Annotated in this window: 18 protein-coding genes; 6 read left to right on the top strand and 12 right to left on the bottom strand. The window is 71.7% G+C overall.

The features are described from left to right. Positions 1-18: 18 nt before the first annotated feature. The 8 genes from aroC to ACIBCM_RS17000 form a co-directional block, all read right to left on the bottom strand. Positions 19-1203 (bottom strand): chorismate synthase, encoded by a 1185-nt coding sequence (gene aroC / locus ACIBCM_RS17035; RefSeq protein WP_399243837.1) that lies wholly within the window; start codon positions 1201-1203, stop codon positions 19-21. Positions 1204-1382: 179 nt separating this feature from the next. Beyond that, complete coding sequence (locus ACIBCM_RS17030) at positions 1383-1760, bottom strand: hypothetical protein (protein WP_399243835.1); 378 nt, start codon at positions 1758-1760, stop codon at positions 1383-1385. Between the two features lie 59 nt (positions 1761-1819). Next, positions 1820-2650 carry a shikimate dehydrogenase gene (locus tag ACIBCM_RS17025; RefSeq protein ID WP_399243833.1) on the bottom strand — a complete coding sequence of 277 codons (831 nt, stop codon included), beginning with the start codon at positions 2648-2650 and terminating at the stop codon, positions 1820-1822. After that, on the bottom strand, positions 2647-4461 hold the full coding sequence (mltG, locus tag ACIBCM_RS17020; RefSeq protein ID WP_399243830.1) for an endolytic transglycosylase MltG: 1815 nt from the start codon (positions 4459-4461) through the stop codon (positions 2647-2649). The genes ACIBCM_RS17025 and mltG overlap by 4 nt, the downstream gene beginning before the upstream one ends. A gap of 105 nt (positions 4462-4566) precedes the next feature. Next, a complete protein-coding gene (ruvX, locus tag ACIBCM_RS17015) occupies positions 4567-5031 on the bottom strand; it encodes a Holliday junction resolvase RuvX (protein WP_399243828.1) in 465 nt (154 codons plus the stop codon). Further along, entirely contained in the window at positions 5028-7697 is a 2670-nt protein-coding gene (alaS, locus tag ACIBCM_RS17010) for an alanine--tRNA ligase (RefSeq protein WP_399243826.1), read from the bottom strand. Before alaS ends, ruvX begins: the two co-directional genes overlap by 4 nt. Continuing rightward, positions 7697-8041 carry a DUF6167 family protein gene (locus ACIBCM_RS17005; protein ID WP_399243824.1) on the bottom strand — a complete coding sequence of 115 codons (345 nt, stop codon included), beginning with the start codon at positions 8039-8041 and terminating at the stop codon, positions 7697-7699. The genes alaS and ACIBCM_RS17005 overlap by 1 nt, the downstream gene beginning before the upstream one ends. A gap of 5 nt (positions 8042-8046) precedes the next feature. Further along, a complete protein-coding gene (locus ACIBCM_RS17000; RefSeq protein WP_399243822.1) occupies positions 8047-8499 on the bottom strand; it encodes a DUF948 domain-containing protein in 453 nt (150 codons plus the stop codon). A 223-nt stretch (positions 8500-8722) separates the two neighbouring features. Between ACIBCM_RS17000 and ACIBCM_RS16995 the strand changes: the two genes are divergently transcribed. Further along, entirely contained in the window at positions 8723-10921 is a 2199-nt protein-coding gene (locus ACIBCM_RS16995) for an ATP-binding protein (RefSeq protein WP_399243820.1), read from the top strand. Between the two features lie 54 nt (positions 10922-10975). Here the strand turns inward: ACIBCM_RS16995 and rpsD are convergent, their stop codons facing one another. Beyond that, positions 10976-11590 carry a 30S ribosomal protein S4 gene (rpsD, locus tag ACIBCM_RS16990; protein ID WP_389277049.1) on the bottom strand — a complete coding sequence of 205 codons (615 nt, stop codon included), beginning with the start codon at positions 11588-11590 and terminating at the stop codon, positions 10976-10978. Between the two features lie 191 nt (positions 11591-11781). Here rpsD and ACIBCM_RS16985 point away from each other — a divergent pair, with 191 nt between their 5' ends. Further along, positions 11782-12477, top strand: a complete 696-nt coding sequence (locus tag ACIBCM_RS16985; RefSeq protein WP_399243905.1) for a DUF2470 domain-containing protein — start codon at positions 11782-11784, stop codon at positions 12475-12477. 263 nt (positions 12478-12740) lie between these two features. Here the strand turns inward: ACIBCM_RS16985 and ACIBCM_RS16980 are convergent, their stop codons facing one another. Together ACIBCM_RS16980 and ACIBCM_RS16975 are read right to left on the bottom strand one after the other, a co-directional pair. Further along, positions 12741-14114 carry a replication-associated recombination protein A gene (locus ACIBCM_RS16980; RefSeq protein WP_399243818.1) on the bottom strand — a complete coding sequence of 458 codons (1374 nt, stop codon included), beginning with the start codon at positions 14112-14114 and terminating at the stop codon, positions 12741-12743. 247 nt (positions 14115-14361) lie between these two features. Next, positions 14362-14997: a vitamin K epoxide reductase family protein gene (locus tag ACIBCM_RS16975; protein ID WP_399243816.1), complete on the bottom strand. Its 636-nt coding sequence runs from the start codon at positions 14995-14997 to the stop codon at positions 14362-14364. A 137-nt stretch (positions 14998-15134) separates the two neighbouring features. On the opposite strand from ACIBCM_RS16975, the gene ACIBCM_RS16970 reads away from it, so the two are divergent. The 4 genes from ACIBCM_RS16970 to ACIBCM_RS16955 are packed head-to-tail and all read left to right on the top strand — an operon-like array spanning position 15135 to position 18734. Next, complete coding sequence (locus ACIBCM_RS16970) at positions 15135-16028, top strand: ABC transporter ATP-binding protein (RefSeq protein WP_399243814.1); 894 nt, start codon at positions 15135-15137, stop codon at positions 16026-16028. Then, positions 16025-16870, top strand: a complete 846-nt coding sequence (locus tag ACIBCM_RS16965; RefSeq protein ID WP_399243812.1) for an ABC transporter permease — start codon at positions 16025-16027, stop codon at positions 16868-16870. Before ACIBCM_RS16970 ends, ACIBCM_RS16965 begins: the two co-directional genes overlap by 4 nt. Then, entirely contained in the window at positions 16828-18078 is a 1251-nt protein-coding gene (locus ACIBCM_RS16960) for a sensor histidine kinase (RefSeq protein ID WP_399243809.1), read from the top strand. Before ACIBCM_RS16965 ends, ACIBCM_RS16960 begins: the two co-directional genes overlap by 43 nt. Before the next feature lie 35 nt (positions 18079-18113). Then, on the top strand, positions 18114-18734 hold the full coding sequence (locus ACIBCM_RS16955) for a response regulator (RefSeq protein WP_399243902.1): 621 nt from the start codon (positions 18114-18116) through the stop codon (positions 18732-18734). Positions 18735-18841: 107 nt separating this feature from the next. Here the strand turns inward: ACIBCM_RS16955 and hisS are convergent, their stop codons facing one another. Then, positions 18842-20104, bottom strand: a complete 1263-nt coding sequence (gene hisS / locus ACIBCM_RS16950) for a histidine--tRNA ligase (protein WP_399243806.1) — start codon at positions 20102-20104, stop codon at positions 18842-18844. Between the last annotated feature and the right edge of the window lie 11 nt (positions 20105-20115).

Below are 20115 nucleotides of genomic sequence, written 5' to 3'. Positions count from 1 at the left end.
GGACGATCAGCGGGGCGCTCACCGGATGTGGAGATGGTCGAGGTACGAGCGGACGTTGCGGCGGGTCTCCTGGACGCTGTCGCCGCCGAACTTCTCCGCGACCGCGTCCGCGAGCACCAGGGCGACCATCGCCTCGGCGACGATACCGGCCGCCGGGACCGCGGCCACGTCCGAGCGCTGGTGGTGGGCGGCGGCGGCCTCGCCGGTGGTGATGTCGACGGTGGCCAGCGCCCTGGGCACGGTCGCGATCGGCTTCATGGCGGCGCGCACCCGCAGCAGCTCGCCGGTGGACATGCCGCCCTCGGTACCGCCGGAGCGGCCGGAGGCGCGGCGCAGCCCTTCGGGGGTGGAGACGATCTCGTCGTGCGCCTGCGAGCCGGGCACCCGCGCCAGCTCGAATCCGTCGCCCAGCTCGACCCCCTTGATGGCCTGGATGCCCATCAGCGCGCCCGCGAGCCGGGCGTCGAGCCGCCGGTCCCAGTGGACGTACGAGCCGAGTCCGACCGGCACGCCGTACGCCAGGACCTCGACCACACCGCCGAGGGTGTCGCCGTCCTTACGGGCCTGGTCGATCTCCGCGACCATCGCCTTGCTGGCGTCGGCGTCCAGACAGCGCACGGGGTCGGCGTCGAGCCGCTCGACGTCGGCCGGGGTCGGGTACACGTCCCTGGGGGCCTTGGCGCCGCCGAACTCGACGACATGGGAGACGATCTCGACGCCGGCCGTCTCCTTGAGGTAGGAGCGGGCGACGGCGCCGAGCGCGACCCGCGCGGCGGTCTCCCGGGCGCTGGCGCGCTCCAGCACGGGCCGGGCCTCCTCCAGCGCGTACTTCTGCATCCCCGCGAGGTCCGCGTGGCCGGGCCGGGGCCGGGTCAGCGGGGCGTTACGGGCGAGGGAGGCCAGCTCGTCGGGGTCGACGGGGTCGGCCGCCATGACCTTCTCCCACTTGGGCCACTCGCTGTTGCCCACCATGACGGCGACCGGGGAGCCCATGGTCAGCCCGTGCCGGACACCGCCGATGAAGGTGACCTCGTCCTGCTCGAACTTCATGCGCGCGCCGCGCCCATAGCCGAGGCGTCGCCTGGCGAGGTGGTCCGCCACCATCTCGGTGGTGACCGGGACACCGGCGGGAAGACCCTCCAGCGTCGCCACCAGTGCGGGTCCGTGCGATTCCCCCGCCGTCAGCCAACGCAACCTGCTCAACGGTGCTCCTCATGCTCGCGCCTGGAACTGCGACAGCGCGGCCGGGTGCGCGGCCCTGGCCCGCCTCTCCCGATCCTCCCATGTCCCGGGGTGTGGGCCGGTCGGCGGTCCAGCAGTCGGACGGCCCGGGACGCCGGTGACGGGTGGCCCGGGACGCCGGTTGCCGGTGGGCGGCCGGCTCAGCCCGCGCGGCCGTCGCGGTGGCCCGGCGGGGCGTACGAGCCGAGGAAGTCGGCGCCGCTCGGCCCCCGCGGCGGGTCCTGCGGCTGTCCCCCGGCCTGTCCCTGGGGCCCTCCCTGCGGCCGGGGAGCGCCTGCCGGGGCCTGGGGCGCGTACGGCCCGAGATAGTCGGCACCGCTGCCGTGGGCGGCGGGAGGCGGCGCGGTGCGGGCGGCGCGGCGCCGGGCGAGCTTGTTCCTGAGGGAGCTGACCCAGCCCCAGACCACCAGGGCGACCACCAGGCACAGCAGCGGTATCTCCAGCCAGTCCGGCAGAAGGAAGGTGAGACCGTCGAAGACCTTCGCGACGATACCCGCCTGTGGCTGTTCCGTGTCCATCAAACGTGCCCCCACCACCGTGGCCTCGCGGCCGTGTCACCCTTGGAATGCGCAGGAGCCTATCGCCCGGCGAGCGCCCGTTCACCCGCGTTTCGCATGGCGCCGAGCGGTGCGGGCGCGCGGCCGGTCATCTGCTCGACCTGGAGCACGGCCTGGTGGACGAGGAGGTCGAGCCCGCCGACGACGGCTCCCCCGTGTGCCGACCAGCCGGCCGCGAGAGGGGTGGGCCAGGGCTCGTACAGGACGTCGAAGAGGGTGCCGGGGCGCGCGGGAACCGAGCCGGTGAGGAAGTCGGTGGCGCCGGCCGGGGTGGTCGCGACGACCAGCGGCGCCCGCAGGGCCTCGGCGGCGTCCGCCCAGTCGGCGATCCGCACCTCGACGCCGAGCCGCTCGCCCCAGCCGCGCATCTCGGCCGCGCGCGCCGCTCCGCGTACATACGCGGTGACCGGGCCCGCGCAGATCCGCGCGAGCGCGGCGAGCGCGGAGGAGGCGGTGGCGCCGGCTCCCAGCACGGCCGCCGATTCGACCTTGTCGACACCGCTCTCCCGCAGCGCGGCGATCATGCCGGGGATATCGGTGTTGTCGCCGAGGCGGCGGCCGTCGTCCGTCAGGACGACGGTGTTCACGGCCTCCACCGAGGCCGCGGTGTCGCTGACGGCGTCGAGCAGCGGGATGACCGCCCGCTTCAGCGGCATGGTCAGCGAGAAGCCGGCCCAGGTTTCGTCCAGTCGCCCGACGAAGCCGGGCAGGGCCGCCTCGTCCACCTCGAAGCGGTCGTACGACCAGCCGGTCAGACCCAGCTCCGCGTACGCGGCGCGGTGCAGGACGGGCGAGAGGGAGTGGGCGATCGGCGATCCGAGGACCGCCGCGCGCCGACGGGTGCTGCTCACTGGCCGGAGTTCTCCTGCTGTTCCTGGTACTGCTTGCGGTTGCGTTCGTGCTCCTCGTTCGTCTCGGCGAAGAGCGTCTCGTCCTCGGTGACCGACACGAAGTAGTACCAGGGGCCGGGCGTGGGGTCGAGTGCCGAGTTGAACGCGCTCAGGCCGGGGTTGCCGATCGGACCGGGGGGCAGGCCCTTGACGGAGTACGTGTTGTACGGGTCCTTGATCCTGCGCAGCGCGTCGACGCTGCCGATGTCCAGCCTGCTCTGGTTCTTGATGTAGTTCACCGTCGAGTCGAACTCCAGCCGTCCGACCGTCTCGGTGTTGTCGGGCTGGAGACGGTTGTAGACGACACGCGAGACCTTGTCGAAGTCCTGCTTGAACTTGCCCTCGGCCTGGACGAGGCTCGCGACCGTCAGCAACTCGAGCGGCGACTTCAGGCCAAGCCGCTCGGCCTCCGCCTGGAGGTCCTTCCTGCCGAACTCCTCGTTCGCACGGGCGATCATCTTCCGCAGGACGGCCTCGGGCTTCATGCCCTTGGCGATCGGGTAGCTCGCGGGGAACAGGAAGCCTTCCAGGGGGTCCTTGATGTCCCGGTTGCTGTCGGCCCAGGCCGGCAGTCCGAGGGACTTCGCCTGGGTCTCGGCGACCTTCCGGGTTGAGCCCGCCTTCAGTCCGAGGCGCTTGTCCATCTCGGCGTAGACGAAGGTGTTGCGCTTGCCCTCCGGGATGATCATGACATTGCGGCTCTTGGGGTCGAGCATCAGCTTCACCGCGTTGGCACCGGACATTTCCTTCGCCAGCATGTAGACGCCGTCCTGGATGCCCTTGGCCCGCTCGTCCTTGTTGGCCGCGGAGACGAAGGCCCCGGCGCTCTTGACCACGCCCTGCTTCTTCAGGATGCTGCCGATCTCCAGCAGCCCGGCGCCCTTGGGGATCTCGACGGTGACGGAGCCGCTTCCCGCGCCGGAGTAGTCCTCGGCCGCGCCGAACCTGCCCTGCAGGAACTGGTAGCCGAAGTACCCGGCGCCGCCGACCCCGCCGACGAGCACCAGCGACACGACCAGACAGGCGCAGCCGTTGCGGCTCTTCTTCTTGCCCTTGCCCCGGCGCTCGCCCCCGCCCGCGCCGCCTCCCCGGCGGCGCGGCTCACGGCTCTCCAGGGGGTCGTCATCGCGCGTAGCGTCGTCGTCGGGACCGTTGTCGGTGAAGAAGGCGTGCTTCTCCTCCTCCGGCGCCTCGGCGTCCCAGTCGCCACGGCCTGCCTCCGGCTCGCCGTGGCGGCGGCCCGGGGGCTGCGGCGGCGGGTACGCCTCGGGAGTGGCGTAGTAGTCGTCCTCCTGCCCGCCCGGGTAGCCGGTGGCGGGCTGGCCGCCGAGGGTGTCGGCGGGGGTGCCGGTGTACGGGGCGCCCGCCTGCCCGCCGGTGTCCCAGGAGCCGGCGTGGGGGTCCCCGGTGCCGTACTGCTGCTCACCGCCATAGGTGTGCTGACCGGCCTGCTGGGGGTCACCGCCGTAGGTGTGCTGACCGGCCCCCTGCGGGTCACCGCCGTACGTGTGCTGGTCCGCGGCGTACTGCTGCTGCCCGCCGTAGCCCTGCTGGCCGTACTGCTGCTGATACGGGTCCTGGGCGCCGTAGCCCTGCTGCTGGGGCTGCTGCGGCTGCTGGGAGTACCCCTGCTCGGGGTACTGCTGCTGCGCCTCCCCACCGTAGGGAACTTGGCCGGAAACAGCCTGTTGCTGATCCCAACCCTGATCGCCGTACAAGGGGTCATCGGAATGCCACGGTTCGGAGCCGGGGCTCCGGCCATAATCAGTCATCGATTCCCCTAGGGCCGCGAGACGGACGATGTACCGTTCCGCCTCATTTCTGTGCGGCAGCTGTTCGAACACCGCCACATCGCGCGGAACGTTACCGTATCGCGATCAGACAATCGCTTCGACGCCCTCGCCCGGGGGCGTGCCTGACGCCCGTTCGGACTCCAGAGCGTTCTGGAGGATCACCACAGCGGCGGCCTGGTCGATGACCGAGCGGCCTTTTCTGGACGTCACGCCCGAGGCCCTCAGGCTCTGGCCGGCCGTCACTGTGGACATTCTCTCGTCGACCAGCCGGACAGGCGTCGGGGTGACGGTACGGGCGAGCGTCTGGGCGAAGGCGCGGACCTTGGCGGCGGCCGGGCCCTCACCCCCGCTGAGCGAGCGGGGCAGCCCGACGACGACCTCGATCGGCTCGTACTCCTCGACCAGCTGCCCGAGCCTGCGGTGGGCGGCCGGGACATCACGTCCCGGCACGGTCTCCACCGGGGTGGCGAGGACCCCGTCGGGGTCGCACGAGGCGACCCCGATCCGGGCGTCCCCGACATCGATCGCGAGCCGGCGTCCGCGCCTCACGAGGTCTCGGCCACCAGTCGTTCGACGGCGCTGACGGCGTCGGCGACGGCGTCCGGGTTCTGCCCGCCGCCCTGGGCGACGTCGGGCTTGCCGCCACCGCCGCCACCGAGCGTCTTGGCGGCGGTACGGACCAGGTCACCGGCCTTGAGCCCGCGCTCCCGGGCGGCCTCATTGGTGGCGATGACGGTCAGCGGGCGGCCGTTGGCCACCGTGAAGAGGGCGACGACTGCCGGGCGGTCACCGGGGATACGGCCGCGGACGTCGAGGACCAGCTTGCGCAGGTCGTCGGCGGTGGTCCCGTCCGGCACCTGCCCGGTGACCAGGGCGACACCCCGTACGTCCCGGGCGCCCTCGGCGAGCCCCGCGGCGGCGGCCAGCACCTTCTCGGCGCGGAACCGCTCGATCTCCTTCTCGGCGTCCTTCAGCTTGGCGAGCATGCCGGAGATCTTCTCCGGAAGCTCCTCGGGACGGCCCTTGAGCAGCTCCTGGAGCTGGGCGACGACCGTGTGCTCCCGGGCGAGGAAGTGGTACGCGTCCACGCCGACCAGGGCCTCGATCCGGCGCACACCGGAGCCGATCGACGACTCGCCGAGCAGCTTCACCAGGCCGAGCTGGGCGGTGTTGTGCACATGGGTGCCGCCGCACAGCTCCTTGGAGAAGTCGCCGATGGTCACCACCCGGACCCGCTCGCCGTACTTCTCGCCGAACTCGGCGATGGCGCCCTGCTTCTTGGCCTCGTCGATGCTCATGATCTCGGCCTGTACGTCGAGTTCCCGGGCGAGCACCTCGTTGATCTTCTGCTCGACGTCGGTGAGGACCGTTCCCGGTACGGCGGAAGGCGAGCCGAAGTCGAAGCGGAAGCGCCCGGGAGAGTTCTCCGAACCGGCCTGGGCGGCCGTGGGGCCGAGGGCGTCCCGCAGCGCCTGGTGGGTCAGATGGGTGGCGCTGTGGGCGCGGGCGATCGCCAGACGGCGGCGTACATCGATGGAGGCGTAGGCGGAGGCCCCGACGGTCACCTCGCCGACCTGCACCGAACCCTTGTGCACGGAGACACCGGGAACGGGCTGCTGGACATCGCGCACCTCGATGACGGCACCGGAGTCCAGCCGGATCCGGCCCTGGTCGGCGAGCTGGCCGCCGCCCTCGGCGTAGAAGGGGGTCCGGTCGAGGACGACCTCGACCTCGTCGCCCTCCACGGCGGCGGGCGAGGGCACCCCGTCGACGAGCAGCCCGACGACGGTGGACTCGCCCTCGTGGGCGGCGTATCCGGTGAACTCGGTGGAACCGGAGGTGTCGGCGACCGAGCGGTAGGCGGACAGATCGGCGTGCCCGGTCTTCTTGGCCCGGGCATCGGCCTTGGCCCGGTCCCGCTGCTCCTTCATGAGCCGCCGGAAGCCGTCCTCGTCCACGGACAGCCCCTGCTCGGCGGCCATCTCCAGGGTGAGGTCGATCGGGAAGCCCCAGGTGTCGTGGAGCAGGAACGCCTTGTCACCGGAGAGCACGGTGGAACCGGCGTCCCTGGCCTCGCTCACGGCGCCGTCGAGCACGTTCGTCCCGGCGTTGAGCGTCTTGAGGAACCGGGCCTCCTCCGCGAGGGCCACGGTCTCGATCCGCGAGCGGTCGGTGATCAGCTCCGGGTACTGCTGCCCCATGGTCGTGATGACGGTGTCGGCCAGCTCGGCGACGACCGGGCCGGTGGCGCCGAGGAGGCGCATATTGCGGATGGCGCGGCGCATGATGCGGCGCAGCACATAGCCGCGGCCCTCGTTGCCGGGGGTGACACCGTCGCCGATGAGCATCACGGAGGTACGGATGTGGTCGGCGACCACGCGCAGCGAGACATCGGTGCCGTGGTCGGCCCCGTAGCGCACCCCGGTCAGCTCGGTGGCCTTGTCCATGACGACCCGCAGGGTGTCGGTCTCGTACATGTTGTGCACGCCCTGGAGGATCATGGCGAGACGTTCGAGGCCGAGACCGGTGTCGATGTTCTTCGAGGGCAGGTCCCCGAGGATGGGGAAGTCCTCCTTGCCCTCGCCCGCGCCGCGCTCGTACTGCATGAAGACCAGATTCCAGATCTCCACATAGCGCTCGTCGTTGACGGCGGGGCCGCCCTCCTCGCCGAACTCCGGACCGCGGTCGTAGTTGATCTCGGAGCAGGGGCCGCAGGGACCGGGGACGCCCATGGACCAGAAGTTGGGGCCCATGCCCAGACGCTGGATGCGCTCGGCGGGCACCCCCACGACATCGCGCCAGATCTGCTCGGCCTCGTCGTCCTCCTTGTAGACCGTGATCCACAGCCGCTCGGGGTCGAGGCCGTAGCCGCCCTTGTCCTGGGGGCTGGTGAGCAGCTCCCAGGCGTAGGTGATGGCGCCTTCCTTGAAGTAGTCCCCGAAGGAGAAGTTGCCGCACATCTGGAAGAAGGTGCCGTGCCGGGTGGTCTTGCCGACCTCCTCGATGTCCGGGGTGCGGACGCACTTCTGCACGCTGGTGATACGCGGGGCGGGCGGCCTGGTCTCGCCGAGGAAGTACGGCTTGAAGGGAACCATGCCCGCGTTGATCAGCAGCAGAGTCGGGTCGTCCGCGATGAGCGACGCCGAAGGCACGACGGTGTGCCCGCGCTCCTCGAAGAAGCTCAGCCAGCGGCGGCGGATCTCAGCCGACTCCATCAGTGGTCCTCATTCCGGTTGTACGGGTTGTCGGGGTGGCCGGTGCGGCTGGCGCGGGCGCCCGCGGTCCGGCCGATGGCGGGACGGTGGCGCTGTGCGGGGAGCTCGGCGCCGGGCGGGGCATTCACCCCGAGTGCCTCGCCCAGCTCCTCCTCGCGCTGGATCATTCCGGCCCGGACGTCGAGGGCGAAGTCCTTGAGCCGGTGACCCGCGTCGACGGCCTTGTTCGCGGCCTGTGCGGCGAGGCTCTCCGGGGTGAGCTGCTGGATCTTGCGATGGACCTTGGTGGTGGCCCAGACGCCGACGGCGGCGCCCGCGGTGAACCAGAACGTGCGGCGGAACATGTGTGTCAGCCCTTCCTGCCCCACCGGCCGCGTCCGGTCCGGGCGGGCGGCACGGTACGGCCGACGATCACCGTGCGATCGGACCGCTCCCGGGGGGAGGCCGCGGCCGGCTCGGACGTACGGCCCATGGCCCTGCGGACTCCGTATCCGAAGGCGGCGACCTTGACCAGCGGGCCGCCGAAGGTGGAGGCGACCGTGGAGGAGAGCGCGGAGGCGTTGGAGGTGACCTCCTGGACGTCCGTCGCGATGGCGTCGACCCGGTCGAGCTGGGTCTGCGCGGAGCGGACCGTCGCGGAAGCGTCCGCGAGCAGCGGGACGGCCTGCTCGGTCACCTCCGTCACCAGCCGGGTGGTCGCCCTGAGCGTCTGGGCCAGCCTCACCAGCACCACGGCGAGGAAGGAGACCAGGATCGCCCAGAAGACGGCCACCAGAATCCCGGCAACCTCTCCACCGGTCACGCTGCACCGCTCTCTGCTCGGAACTTGATCGTCTTGTCCGTCTTGCGTCGGTTCTTGTCGTGGTCCTGCTTCAGTCTGCTTCAGACATGGGGAGGACCCCGGAATCGTCCTCCGACCCTATCGCGCCGGTGGTCGCCTCCCCTACCGCATTCCCCCCGGGAAGAACAGGACGGGTTCTGAATGATTGTACGGACCGGATACGCGCCGGTACGCTGCGTGTCCCATGCGGCGCACCCATCGCGACAGCTCGTCCTCCGATGCCCATCCCCACCCCGCCCCCGCCGTCCGGGGCGCTCTCCCGGCCGGACCGGGCAGGTTCGTGGGCCGTGCCGGAGAGCTGGCGGAACTCACCCGGCTGCTCGGCGCCTCCCGGCTGGTCACGATCTCCGGAGCGGGTGGCGTGGGCAAGTCACGGCTGGCCGCGGAGGGCGCGAGCGCTCTGCAGAATCGGTACGCCGACGGGGTCCGGCCGGTCGGGCTGACGGCGGTCGGCGACCCCGGGCTGCTGGAGCACTCCCTCGCCGAGGCGCTGGGCATCATCGACCGGACCACCCGGCCGCCCCGCGAGGTCCTGCTCGGCCATCTCGCCCGGCGTGATCTGCTGCTGGTCCTGGACGGGGTCGAACAGTTCTCCGACGCCTGCGCCGCCCTCGTACGGGAGCTGCTGCGCGGTGCGCCCGGGCTCCGGGTGCTCGCGGTGGGCCGCACACCGCTGCGGATCGAGGGGGAGGCGGTGCTGTCACTGGGGCCGCTGACGGAGGCCGACGCGGTCGAGTTCTTCTGCGACCGCGCAGCCGTGGTGGTACCGGGCTTCCGGCCGGCCGAGGACGACCGAGCCGCCGTACGGGAGCTGTGTCTGCGGCTCGACGGGATTCCGCTGGCGCTGGAGCTGGCCGCCCGGCGGCTGCCCGCGCTCTCGGTCGAACAGGTGGTGGAGCGGCTGGACGAAAGGTTCCGGCTGCTCGCCGGGGGCGAACAGGGGTCGCTCCCCCGGCATCGGACCCTGCGTACGGCGATCGGCTGGAGCCACGAGTTGTGCACCCCGGAGGAACGGCTGCTGTGGGCGCGGCTCTCCGTCTTCGCCGGCCCCTTCGACCTGGAGGCCGTCGAGTATGTGTGCAGCGGCCCCGATCTGCCCGCCGACCGGGTACCGGACGTGGTGGCCGAACTGCTCGCCCTGTCCGTGATCACCCGTGAGGAGACCCCCGCGGGAGTGCGCTACCGGATGCCGGGCACCCTGCGCGCCTGCGGCGAGGAGTGGCTGGGCGCCCTGGGCGACGCCCGGCGGATGCGCAAGCGGCACCGCGACTGGTACGTGGGGCTGGCGACCTGGTGCGAACTGGACTGGTTCAGCCCCCGTCAGACGGAGGTCGCGGCCTGCGCGGAGAGCGCGCTGCCGAATCTGCGGGCCGCCCTGGAGCTGTGTCTGGAGAGCGAGGAGGACACCCATCTGGGCCAGTATCTGGCGGGCACGCTCTGGTTCTGCTGGGTCGGCTGCGGCCGGCTCGCGGAGGGCAGGCGCTGGCTGGACCGCGCGCTGGCGCAGGGCGACGAACACGAGGAGGCACGGCTGCGGGCGCTGTGGGTCCTCGGCCATGTGGCGATCCTCCAGGGCGATACGGAGACCGCGGCCGGCGCGCTGCGCACGTGCCGTGAGGAGGCCGTCCGCGCGGACAGCCCGGCGGCCGTGTACGCCGTCCACCGCATGGGCACTCTGGCGCTGCTCGCCGACGAGTCGCCGCGCGCGGAGGAGTTGCTGCGGACCGCACTGGACTCGTACCGGGAACTCGGCGAACTCAACGGCCATGTGCTGATGGGGCAGGTCGAACTGGCCATGGCGCTCGTCTTCCAGGACCGGCTGCCGGAGGCCGTCGTGCTCTGCGAGGAGGTCCGGGAGATCTGCGGGGAGCACGGCGAGCTGTGGACCCGTGCGTACGCCCTGTATGTCCTGGCCTACGCGGCCTGGACGGACGACTCGCAGGGGACGGCGCGTGAACTGCTGGCCGAGGCGATCGCCATCAGCCGTCGCTTCCACGATCTGTTGGGGCTGGTGCTGGCGATCGAGCTGATGGCGCTGGTGACGGCCGACGAGGGCGATCCGGCGGAGGCGGCCGTGCTCCAGGGTGCCGCGGCACCGCTCTGGGACGGCGTCGGTCCCCCGCTCCTCGGGTCCCGCCACTTCGGGGCGCCGAGCGCCCTGTGCCGTCGGAAGGCGCGCGAGGCGCTGGGCCCCTGGCGGTACGAGGTCCTGGTACGGGAGGGGCGGGGGCTGTCGCCGGAAGCGGCCGTGCGCCGGGCCCTCGCCGGGCCGGACAGCCGTACCGGGCTGGAGGACGGCCGTCCCGCGGCGGGCCCGGCCCTTTCGCAGACGCGAGAGCCCGCCGGCTCCCCCACCGGTAAGGACGGGGAGACGGCGGGCTGAAACGCTCAGGTCCGTACGCGCGCCCGGCCGGGCGCGCCGGCCCGGCGCGCCGGATCAGCGGGCGTAGTACTCGACGACCAGCTGCTCGTCGCAGATCACGGGGACTTCCTTGCGCTGCGGGTCGCGGTCCAGGCGGAACGCCAGGGCCTTCAGGTTGACCTGCAGGTAGCGCGGGGTCTCGCCGTCCGCGGCGAAGCCGCCCTCACGCGCGACGTGGAACAGGGCCTTGTCGCGGGAGCGCTCGCGGACCATCACCACGTCGTCGGGGCGGACGCGGAAGGACGGCTTGTCGACCTTGCCGCCGTTGACCTCGATGTGGCCGTGGACGACCATCTGGCGGGCCTGGTAGATGGTGCGGGCGATACCCGAACGCAGCACCAGGGCGTCGAGGCGGCGCTCCAGCTCGATGACCAGCGCCTCGCCGGTCTTGCCCTCGGCCTTGCGCGCACGGTCGTACGCGCGGACCATCTGGCGCTCGCTGATGTCGTACTGGGCGCGCAGACGCTGCTTCTCCAGCAGACGGACCTTGTAGTCCGAGTTCTGCTTGCGGCCGCGGCCGTGCTCACCCGGGGGGTACGGGCGGGCTTCGAAGTACTTGACGGCCTTCGGCGTCAGGGCGATGCCGAGCGCACGGGACTTCTTGACCTTGGGACGCGACTGGTTAGGCACGTTCTCCAGACCTCCGTTGTAGGTTAGGTTAGGCTCACCTTACTCAAGGAGATCGCATGTCTCGCCCGGGGAACACCAAACGCATCACGGACAGCACGAAGAACACCGACGCTGCTCAGAAGAGCGCCGAGGTGACGGAGGTCCGATCAGCTCATGGTCAGCCGCGTCCCAGCGGGCTTGAAATCGCGCGGATGCCGTCAGCAGCCGAGCGCACACGAACTCTCGTACAGAGTACATGCTCGGGGGTACTGCTGATTCCGGGCGTGGAGACCATCCGGCCGGAGCCGCCGGCCCCGCGGGCGCGGGTGGTGGGCCCGGACGGCGAGGTGTTCCTGCTCTTCCCCGCGGACTCCCCCGCCGTGCGCGCCGCCACCCATGCCCAGGACGACGAACTCTCGGCGGTGCTGGAGATCACGGATGTCGCGCCGGTGTCCGTACCCCACCGTATCCGGGGGCGTGCCCGGGTCTCCGGCTGGCTCACCTGCGCCCCCTCACTCGCCGAGCCCGGTGCCATGATGCTCCGGCTCGAAGTGGGCGAGCTGTCCGTGGACGATCTGTGGGGCGCCTCCGCCGTCGAGCCGGAGGACTTCGCCCGGGCCCGGGTCGACCCGATCGTCGCGCACGAGGCCGAGCTGCTCCAGCATCTGCACTCCGCGCACGGCGAGCAGGTGCAGGAGCTGTGCGGGCTCCTCGGTGAGCGCGCCGGAGAGACCGCGGGGGCGGGGCGGGGACGGGCGGTCCCGCTGGCACTGGACCGGTTCGGGTTGCGGGTGCGGTTCGTCGGTGAGCGGTGCTTCGACGCGCGCTTCGACTTCCCGGCGCCGGTGCGGGACGTCACGGAGCTGCGCCGCGCGATGCACACGCTCTTCGAGGCAGCCGCGCACTGAGCCGTTTCCGCCGAGCCGCCCCTTGTGTACGGGGTGCTCCCGCCGCCGTCCTGTTCGGGTATCGGGTACGTGCTCCCGCGGGCGGTCCTGCCGTCGCCGTACCGGATGCTCCCGCGGGCCGTCCTGTTCGGGTGCCGGGTACGTGCTCCCGCCGAGCCGTCGTCCTGGGGCGTCGTACCGGGTCCGAAGCCGGGCCGCCCGCCGGACGCACCGCGCTCCGGCTCCGGACCCGGCCACGACCGGCCGCCGGCCCGGACTCCGGCTCAGCCGTCCGACCGGTCGTCGGCGGAGCCCGGGCGGCCGAGCCGCTCGCGGACCCGCTCGGCCACGTCCGCGTACCGTGCCTCCGCTCCGTACCGGGTCGGCTCGTAGTACCGCTTGCCGTGAACGGCGTCCGGAGCGTACTGCTGGGCCGCGATACCGCCCGGCACATCGTGCGGATAGACATAGCCCTGCGCATGGCCCAGCTTCGCCGCGCCCTTGTAGTGGCCGTCCCGCAGATGCGCGGGCACCGGCCCCGCGAGCCCCGCGCGCACATCGGCGAGGGCGGCGCCGATGGCCGTGGTCGCGGTGTTCGACTTCGGGGCGAGCGCCAGCGCGATCGTGGCATGGCTGAGGGTCAGCGCGGCTTCCGGGAAACCGATCATGGCCACCGCCTGGGCCGCGGCGACGGCCGTCGGCAGCGCCGTCGGATCGGCGAGGCCGATGTCCTCGCTGGCCGAGATCATCAGTCTGCGCGCGATGAACCGGGGGTCCTCCCCCGCCTCGATCATGCGGGCCAGATAGTGCAGGGCCGCGTCCACGTCGGAGCCCCGGATGGACTTGATCAGAGCGCTCGCCACGTCGTAGTGCTGATCGCCGTCCCGGTCGTACTTCACCGCCGCGCGGTCGACCGTCTCCTCCAGGGTCGTCAGGGAGATCTCCTTCTCCCCCTTGTCGAGCGCCGCGCCCGCGGCGGCCTCCAGCGCGGTCAGGGCCCTGCGGGCGTCTCCGCCCGCGACACGCAGCAGATGTGCCTCGGCGTCCCCGGGCAGGACGACGGCCCCGCCCAGGCCGCGCTCCTCACCGATCGCCCGGTGCAGCAGCCCCCTGAGGTCGTCGTCGGTGAGCGACTCCAGCGTCAGCAGCAGCGAGCGGGAGAGCAGCGGGGAGATCACCGAGAAGTACGGGTTCTCCGTGGTCGCGGCGATCAGCGTCACCCAGCGGTTCTCCACGGCGGGCAGCAGGGAGTCCTGCTGGGCCTTGGAGAAGCGGTGGATCTCGTCGAGGAAGAGAACGGTCTCCTTGCCGAATCCGCCCGCGGCCCGGCGCGCGCCGTCGATGACCGCGCGGACCTCCTTGACCCCCGCGGTGATCGCGGACAGTTCCACGAAGCGCTTGTCGGTGGCCTTGGAGACCACATACGCGAGGGTCGTCTTGCCGGTCCCGGGCGGCCCCCACAGGATCACCGAGGACGGCCCCGCCGGGCCGCCGCTCTCCCCGACGAGCCGGCGCAGCGGCGAGCCGGGCTTGAGCAGATGCTGCTGGCCCACGACTTCGTCCAGGGTGCGCGGACGCATCCGTACCGCCAGGGGGCTGCTGGACGGGTCCTTCTCCTGGCGTTCTTCGGCTGCGGCGGTAAAGAGGTCGGGCTCCACGCTGTGCAGCCTATGCCAGCGCACCGACAACGCCCCCGGCCAGGCGCTCGGGGCAGGGGTCCGGGGGCGGGGCGGAAGCCGTGGCGGGGGCGAAGGGCCGGAAGGCGGGACCCGGCGGGCGGAACCGGTCGTCCGGGCGGCACCGGACCTTGAGCCCCACCACCCAGGCTCCGGCCCCTGAGCCCCACCGCCCACGCACAGGCCCTTCAGCCGCGACGTGCGGCAGGGGCCGGGCGAGGCAGCCGGCTCAGCTGGTCCAGAAGTCCCACCAGCGGGTCAGCACGAGCATCCCGATGATGCCGATCCACAGCACCGGCGGCATCCAGTGGAACTCCATGAGCCCCCTGCGCAGCCCCTCCGGCACCTTGATGATCCGGTGCTTGATGTTGTGCCCGGTGACGTAGCAGAACATCACGATCGTGGCGGCCCAGGCCAGCGAGCACCACAGGCACAGCGCGTTGATGTTGTACAGCGACTGGTACATGAGCCACATGCAGAAGCCCACACCGAACAGACAGCCCGCGTTCAGCCCCAGCCAGTACCACCGCCGGTAGCGGGCGCCCGCCAGCAGTCCGACGCCGATGGCGATCACCATCGAGTACGCCACCAGGCCCAGCATCGGATTGGGGAACCCGAACACCGTCGCCTGGTCGCTCTTCATGATGTTGCCGCAGGAGACCACCGGATTGAGGCTGCACCCCGGGGTGAAGGACGGGTCCTCCAGCAGCTTGAACTTGTCGATCGTGATGATCCACGCGGCCAGCAGCCCCGCCGCGCCCGTGATCACCAGCAGCAGGCCCAGCGACCGGCTGCCGCCGATCGCGCCCGTGGAGCCGTCGGTCTTCTCGCCGGAGGACACGTCGTCCAGCGCTGCAGTCGTCATATCGCATTCCATCGTTCGGTGGCCTGCTGGGGCTTGTGTCATTCTGCCGCAGCCGTCTGGGTGTCCACCGTTCGGTGGACATAAGAATAAACGCCCGGTGGTACCGCGGGTCACGCCGTCCGACCAGGCTTGTCACCATGAATGAACTCGCGGTGAACGTGACGGGACTCCGCAAGCGCTACGGCGAAGTGACGGCGGTCGACGGTCTGGACCTGGGCATCCGCAGGGGCGAGGTCTTCGGGCTGCTCGGGCCGAACGGTGCCGGCAAGAGCACCACCGTGGAGATCCTCCAGGGCCACCGCACCCGTGACTCCGGCAGTGTGAGCGTACTCGGCTCCGATCCCGCGACCGGAAATCGCCGGTGGCGGTCTCGCATCGGCATCGTCTGGCAGGACGAATCCGCGCCCGCCGAGTTGACGGTCCGTGAAACCGTCACCCATTTCGCGCGCTACTACCCCGCCCCCAGGGACCCCGGAGAGGTCATCGAACTGGTCGGGCTCACACCGAAGGCGGACAGCCGGGTCAAGGCCCTCTCGGGCGGCCAGCGGCGGCGGCTCGATGTGGCGCTGGGGGTGATCGGCGGCCCCGAGCTGCTGCTGCTCGACGAACCCACCACCGGATTCGACCCGGCCGCCCGGCGTCAGTTCTGGGAGCTGATCCGCCGGCTCGCCGAGGAGGGCACGACCATCGTGCTGACCACGCACTATCTCCAGGAGGCCGAGGAACTGGCCGACCGTATCGCGGTGATCGCGCGAGGCCGTGTCGTCGCCGAGGGCAGCCCGGACTCACTGCGCGAGAGATACGGCAGCGGGTCCACGGTCACCTGGCGTGAACCGGACGGCACCCACCGCAGCGAGCGCACCCCCACCCCCACCCGTACCGTCTTCGAACTGGGTCGCCGCCACCGCGGCGAAGTCCCCGGCCTGCTGATCGACCGGCCCTCGCTGGAGGACGTCTATCTCCGCCTCACCGGGCAGCGCGCCGATGCGAGCGAGGCCCCGCGCGCCCACGAGAGCGAGGTCCCGCGATGAGTACCGCCACCGCCGCCGGGACCACGTTCCGGCCCTCCGGTCCCCTCCCCGGTGCCTGGCGGCTCGGGCTGCTGCGCGGCGACCTGGAGATCCGGGCCTTCTTCCGCCAGCGCGAACAGGCCGTCTTCACCTTCGCCTTCCCCATCATTCTGCTGGTCCTGTTCGCCTCGGTCTTCGGCGACGATGTGAAGGGCGGCGGGGTCACCGCCTCCCAGCTCTACGTACCGGCGATGATCGCGGCGGGCATCATGTCCACCAGCTTCCAGTCCCTCGGGGTCTCCATCGCGATCGAGCGGGACCAGAAGCAGCTGCGCCGGCTGCGCGGCACGCCGATGCCGCCCTCCGCGTACTTCCTCGGCAAGGTGTGGCTGGTGCTGGTCACCGGTGTCCTGGAGACGGCGGCCCTGCTGGCGGTCGGCACGTTCCTCTACGACGTGGATCTTCCGGCGACCCCCGAGAAGTGGTTCACCTTCGGCTGGATCTTCGTGCTGGGGCTGACCTCGTGCACCCTGCTCGGGATCGCGATCAGCAGTGTGCCGAAAACCGGCCAGAGCGCCTCGTCCGTGGTCACCCTGCCGTTCCAGGTACTCCAGTTCATCTCCGGTGTGTATATCGTGATCACCAGTCTCTCCGACTGGATGCTGAGCGTCGCGGCGCTGTTCCCGCTGAAGTGGATGGTCCAGGGCCTGCGCGGCGTGTTCCTGCCGGAGTCCGCTGTCGTGCTGGAACCGAGCGGCGGCTGGGAGCCCGGCCTGGTCGCCCTGGTCCTGGGCGCCTGGTGCGTGGGAGGACTCGTTCTGTGTCTGCTGACCTTCCGCTGGAAGAGCCGGGACGACGGCTGAGCTCCCCCGCCCGGGCGCGGGAGCGGCATGTGTGGGAGGGCGACTACCGGTCCTGGGACTGGTACTTCGCGATCATCTGGGCGGCGACCCTGGCCTTCACCCTCGGGTCGTCGGGTCCCGGCGCCCCGGTCCGGGCGGCCGCCGCCGGGTTGTTCGTCCTGCTGCTCCCCTGGTACGCGGTGGTGGGGCGGCCCGTGCTGTCGGGGCGGGTCACGGACGAGCGGCGCTCGCTCGTCTATGTCGCCGGGGCCGTGCTCCTGCTGCTGCCCCCCGCGATCCTGATCGGCGAGATGCGGATCGCGACCTTCGCGCTCGTCCCCCAGTGCTTCATGCTGCTGCCGATGCGGCCCGCGCTGGTGGCGGTGGCCCTGGTCAATGTCGTACCGGTGGCGGCCTGGGCCGTGCTGCGGCGGCCCGGCGCCGAGGAGCTGTTCTTCCCCGCCCTGTCCACCGTGATCGCCCTCGCGTTCTCGGCGGTGTTCGGGCACTGGATCATCCGCATCATCGAGCAGAGCCGGGAGCGGGCCGAGCTGATCGCCGAGCTGGAGGCGAGCCGGGAGGAGGTGGCCCGGCTGTCGGCGGCCCATGGCGCGCTCAGTGAGCGCGAGCGGATGTCCCGCGAGATCCACGACACCCTCGCCCAGGGCTTCACCAGCCTGCTGATGCTCGTCCAGGCGGTCCAGTCGGAACTGGACCGGGATCCGCCGGCGGCCCGCCGCCATCTGGGGATGATGGCGGAGACCGCCCGGCAGAACCTCGCCGAGGCGCGGGCCCTGGTCGCCGGGGGCGCCCCCGCCGATCTCGACGGCTCCTCGCTCCCCGACGCGCTGCGCAGACTCACGGCCCGTCATGGCTCCCCGGCCGCCCTGGAGGTCACCGGCCGGGTCCGCCCCCTGGAGCCCGCCCTGGAGGTGGTGGCGCTGCGCGCCAGTCAGGAGGCCCTCGCCAACGCCGCCAGACACGCCGGCCCCCGGGCCGCGGTCTCCATCGTCCTCTCCTACACCGACACCCGTCTGCTGCTGTCCGTCACCGACACCGGCTGCGGCTTCGACCAGAGCGTGCCCCGCCCCGGCTACGGGCTCAGCGGTCTGCGCTCCCGCGCCGCCGAGGTGGGCGGCTCGGCCGAGGTGCGTACGGCACCTGGCGCGGGCACCACCGTTTCCGTAACGCTGCCGTTGCCGCAGCCCTCCGAGAGGAGCCGCCCGTGATCCGAGCTCTGGAGGCAGCCGGGGAGAGACGCCGCATGATCCGGGTACTGCTAGCCGACGACCATCCCGTCGTACGGGAGGGGCTGCGCGGGATGCTCGGCGCCGAGGCCGATCTGGAGGTCGTCGGAGAGGCGTCCGACGGACCGCAGGCCGAGGCCCTCAGTGCAGAGCTGCTGCCGGACATCGTGCTGATGGATCTGCGGATGCCGGGCGGCGGGGGTGCCGAGTCGATCGAGCGGATGCGTGCGGCCGGGCTGCCGTGCCGGGTCATCGTCCTCACGACGTACGAGACGGACGGGGACATCCTGCGGGCCGTGGAGGCGGGCGCGGCGGGCTATCTCCTGAAGGACATGGCCCGCGGTGAGCTGGCCGACGCGATCAGGGCGGCGGCCCGTGGTGAGACGGTGCTGGCGCCGTCCGTGGCCGCGCGGCTGGTCGACCGGCTCCGCGCCCATCCGGAGCGGCCGAGGCTGTCGGACCGGGAGACGGCGGTGCTGCGGCTGGTCGCGGAGGGGTGCACCAACGCGGAGATCGGGCGGCGGCTGTTCATCGGTGAGTCGACGGTGAAGACGCATCTGCTGCGCGTGTTCGGGAAGCTGGGGGTCGACGACCGTACGGCGGCGGTGACCAGCGCGATGCGGCTGGGGCTCTTGTAGCGGTCCCGGCGAGGCGCCGGCCGCCGGTGGACACCCGGCGGGCCGGTGGGACGCGGTCCGGGTGCCGGCGGCCCCGTGCTTCGCGGGTCCGCCGGCGCCCGGCCGTATCAGGCCAGAAGCTTGCGCAGCGCTTCGGCGGCCTCGGACACGGGGACCGCGTTCTGCTCGCCCGACTCCATGTCCTTGAGCTGGACCACTCCCTCTGCGAGATCGCGCTCACCGGCGACGAGGGTGTAGCGCGCGCCCGAACGGTTGGCCGCCTTCATCGCGCCCTTCACGCCCCGGGAGCCGTACGCGAAGTCGGCCGCGACGCCCGCCCGGCGCAGCTGGGTGACCACGCCGAACAGCACCCGGCGGGCCTCCTCGCCGAGCGGTACGGCGAACACGCTCGTCGACGGCGGAAGGTCCAGCGTCACCCCCTCGGCCTCCAGTGCCAGTACCGTGCGGTCGACACCGAGGGCCCAGCCGACCGACGGCAGCGCCGGACCGCCGATCATCTCGGAGAGGCCGTCGTAGCGTCCGCCGCCGCCCACCGCCGACTGGGAGCCGAGTCCGTCGTGGACAAACTCGAAGGTCGTGCGCGAGTAGTAGTCGAGACCGCGTACCAGCCTGCCGTCGTCCTCGAAGGAGACGCCCTCCTCGGTCAGCAGCTCGCGCACCTCCTTGTGGTACGCGCGGCACGCGTCGCAGAGGTAGTCGCCGAGCAGCGGCGCGTCCGCCAGCTGCCGCTGTACCTCGGCGCGCTTGTCGTCGAGGACCCGCAGCGGGTTGATGTCGACACGGCGGCGGGTGTCCTCGTCCAGGTCGAGCCCGCGCAGAAAGCCCTGGAGCGCCTCGCGGTAGACGGGACGGCACTCCTTGTCCCCCAGGGAGTTGAGCAGGATCCGGAAGTCCCGCAGGCCCAGGGAGCGGTAGGCCTGGTCCGCGAGGACGATCAGCTCGGCGTCGAGCGCCGGGTCCTCCATGCCGATGGCCTCGGCGCCGATCTGCGAGAAGTGGCGGTAGCGGCCCTTCTGCGGACGTTCGTAGCGGTAGTACGAGCCCGAGTACCAGAGCTTGACCGGCAGGGCGCCCTGCTTGTGCAGATTGGCCTCCAGGGCGGCGCGCAGCACGGACGCGGTGCCCTCCGGGCGCAGGGCCAACCGGTCGCCGCCCTTGGTGGTGAGGGTGTACATCTCCTTGGTCACGATGTCGGTGGACTCTCCGACACCGCGTGCGAACAGGTCGACGTTCTCAAAGCCGGGGGTCTCGACATAGCCGTACCCGGAGTGCCGCAGCGGCGCGGCGAGGGCGTCCCGCACCGCCAGAAAGGTCGCGGAATCGGGCGGCAGCAGGTCGTACGTGCCCTTGGGGGCCTGAAAGGTGCTCACAGCGGTTCTCT

Source organism: Streptomyces sp. NPDC051018 (assembly GCF_044456085.1).
Lineage (GTDB): Bacteria > Actinomycetota > Actinomycetes > Streptomycetales > Streptomycetaceae > Streptomyces.
This window is presented reverse-complemented; position numbering and strand designations above follow the sequence as displayed.

Bases quoted from the DNA above. Each gene is read 5' to 3' on its own strand.
- ACIBCM_RS17030 (WP_399243835.1), bottom strand. From the start codon at position 1,760: ATGGACACGGAACAGCCACAGGCGGGTATCGTCGCGAAGGTCTTCGAC.
- mltG (WP_399243830.1), bottom strand. From the start codon at position 4,461: ATGACTGATTATGGCCGGAGCCCCGGCTCCGAACCGTGGCATTCCGAT.
- alaS (WP_399243826.1), bottom strand. From the start codon at position 7,697: ATGGAGTCGGCTGAGATCCGCCGCCGCTGGCTGAGCTTCTTCGAGGAG.
- ACIBCM_RS17005 (WP_399243824.1), bottom strand. From the start codon at position 8,041: ATGTTCCGCCGCACGTTCTGGTTCACCGCGGGCGCCGCCGTCGGCGTC.
- ACIBCM_RS16995 (WP_399243820.1), top strand. From the start codon at position 8,723: ATGCGGCGCACCCATCGCGACAGCTCGTCCTCCGATGCCCATCCCCAC.
- ACIBCM_RS16985 (WP_399243905.1), top strand. From the start codon at position 11,782: ATGCCGTCAGCAGCCGAGCGCACACGAACTCTCGTACAGAGTACATGC.
- ACIBCM_RS16975 (WP_399243816.1), bottom strand. From the start codon at position 14,997: ATGACGACTGCAGCGCTGGACGACGTGTCCTCCGGCGAGAAGACCGAC.
- ACIBCM_RS16970 (WP_399243814.1), top strand. From the start codon at position 15,135: ATGAATGAACTCGCGGTGAACGTGACGGGACTCCGCAAGCGCTACGGC.
- ACIBCM_RS16965 (WP_399243812.1), top strand. From the start codon at position 16,025: ATGAGTACCGCCACCGCCGCCGGGACCACGTTCCGGCCCTCCGGTCCC.
- ACIBCM_RS16955 (WP_399243902.1), top strand. From the start codon at position 18,114: ATGATCCGGGTACTGCTAGCCGACGACCATCCCGTCGTACGGGAGGGG.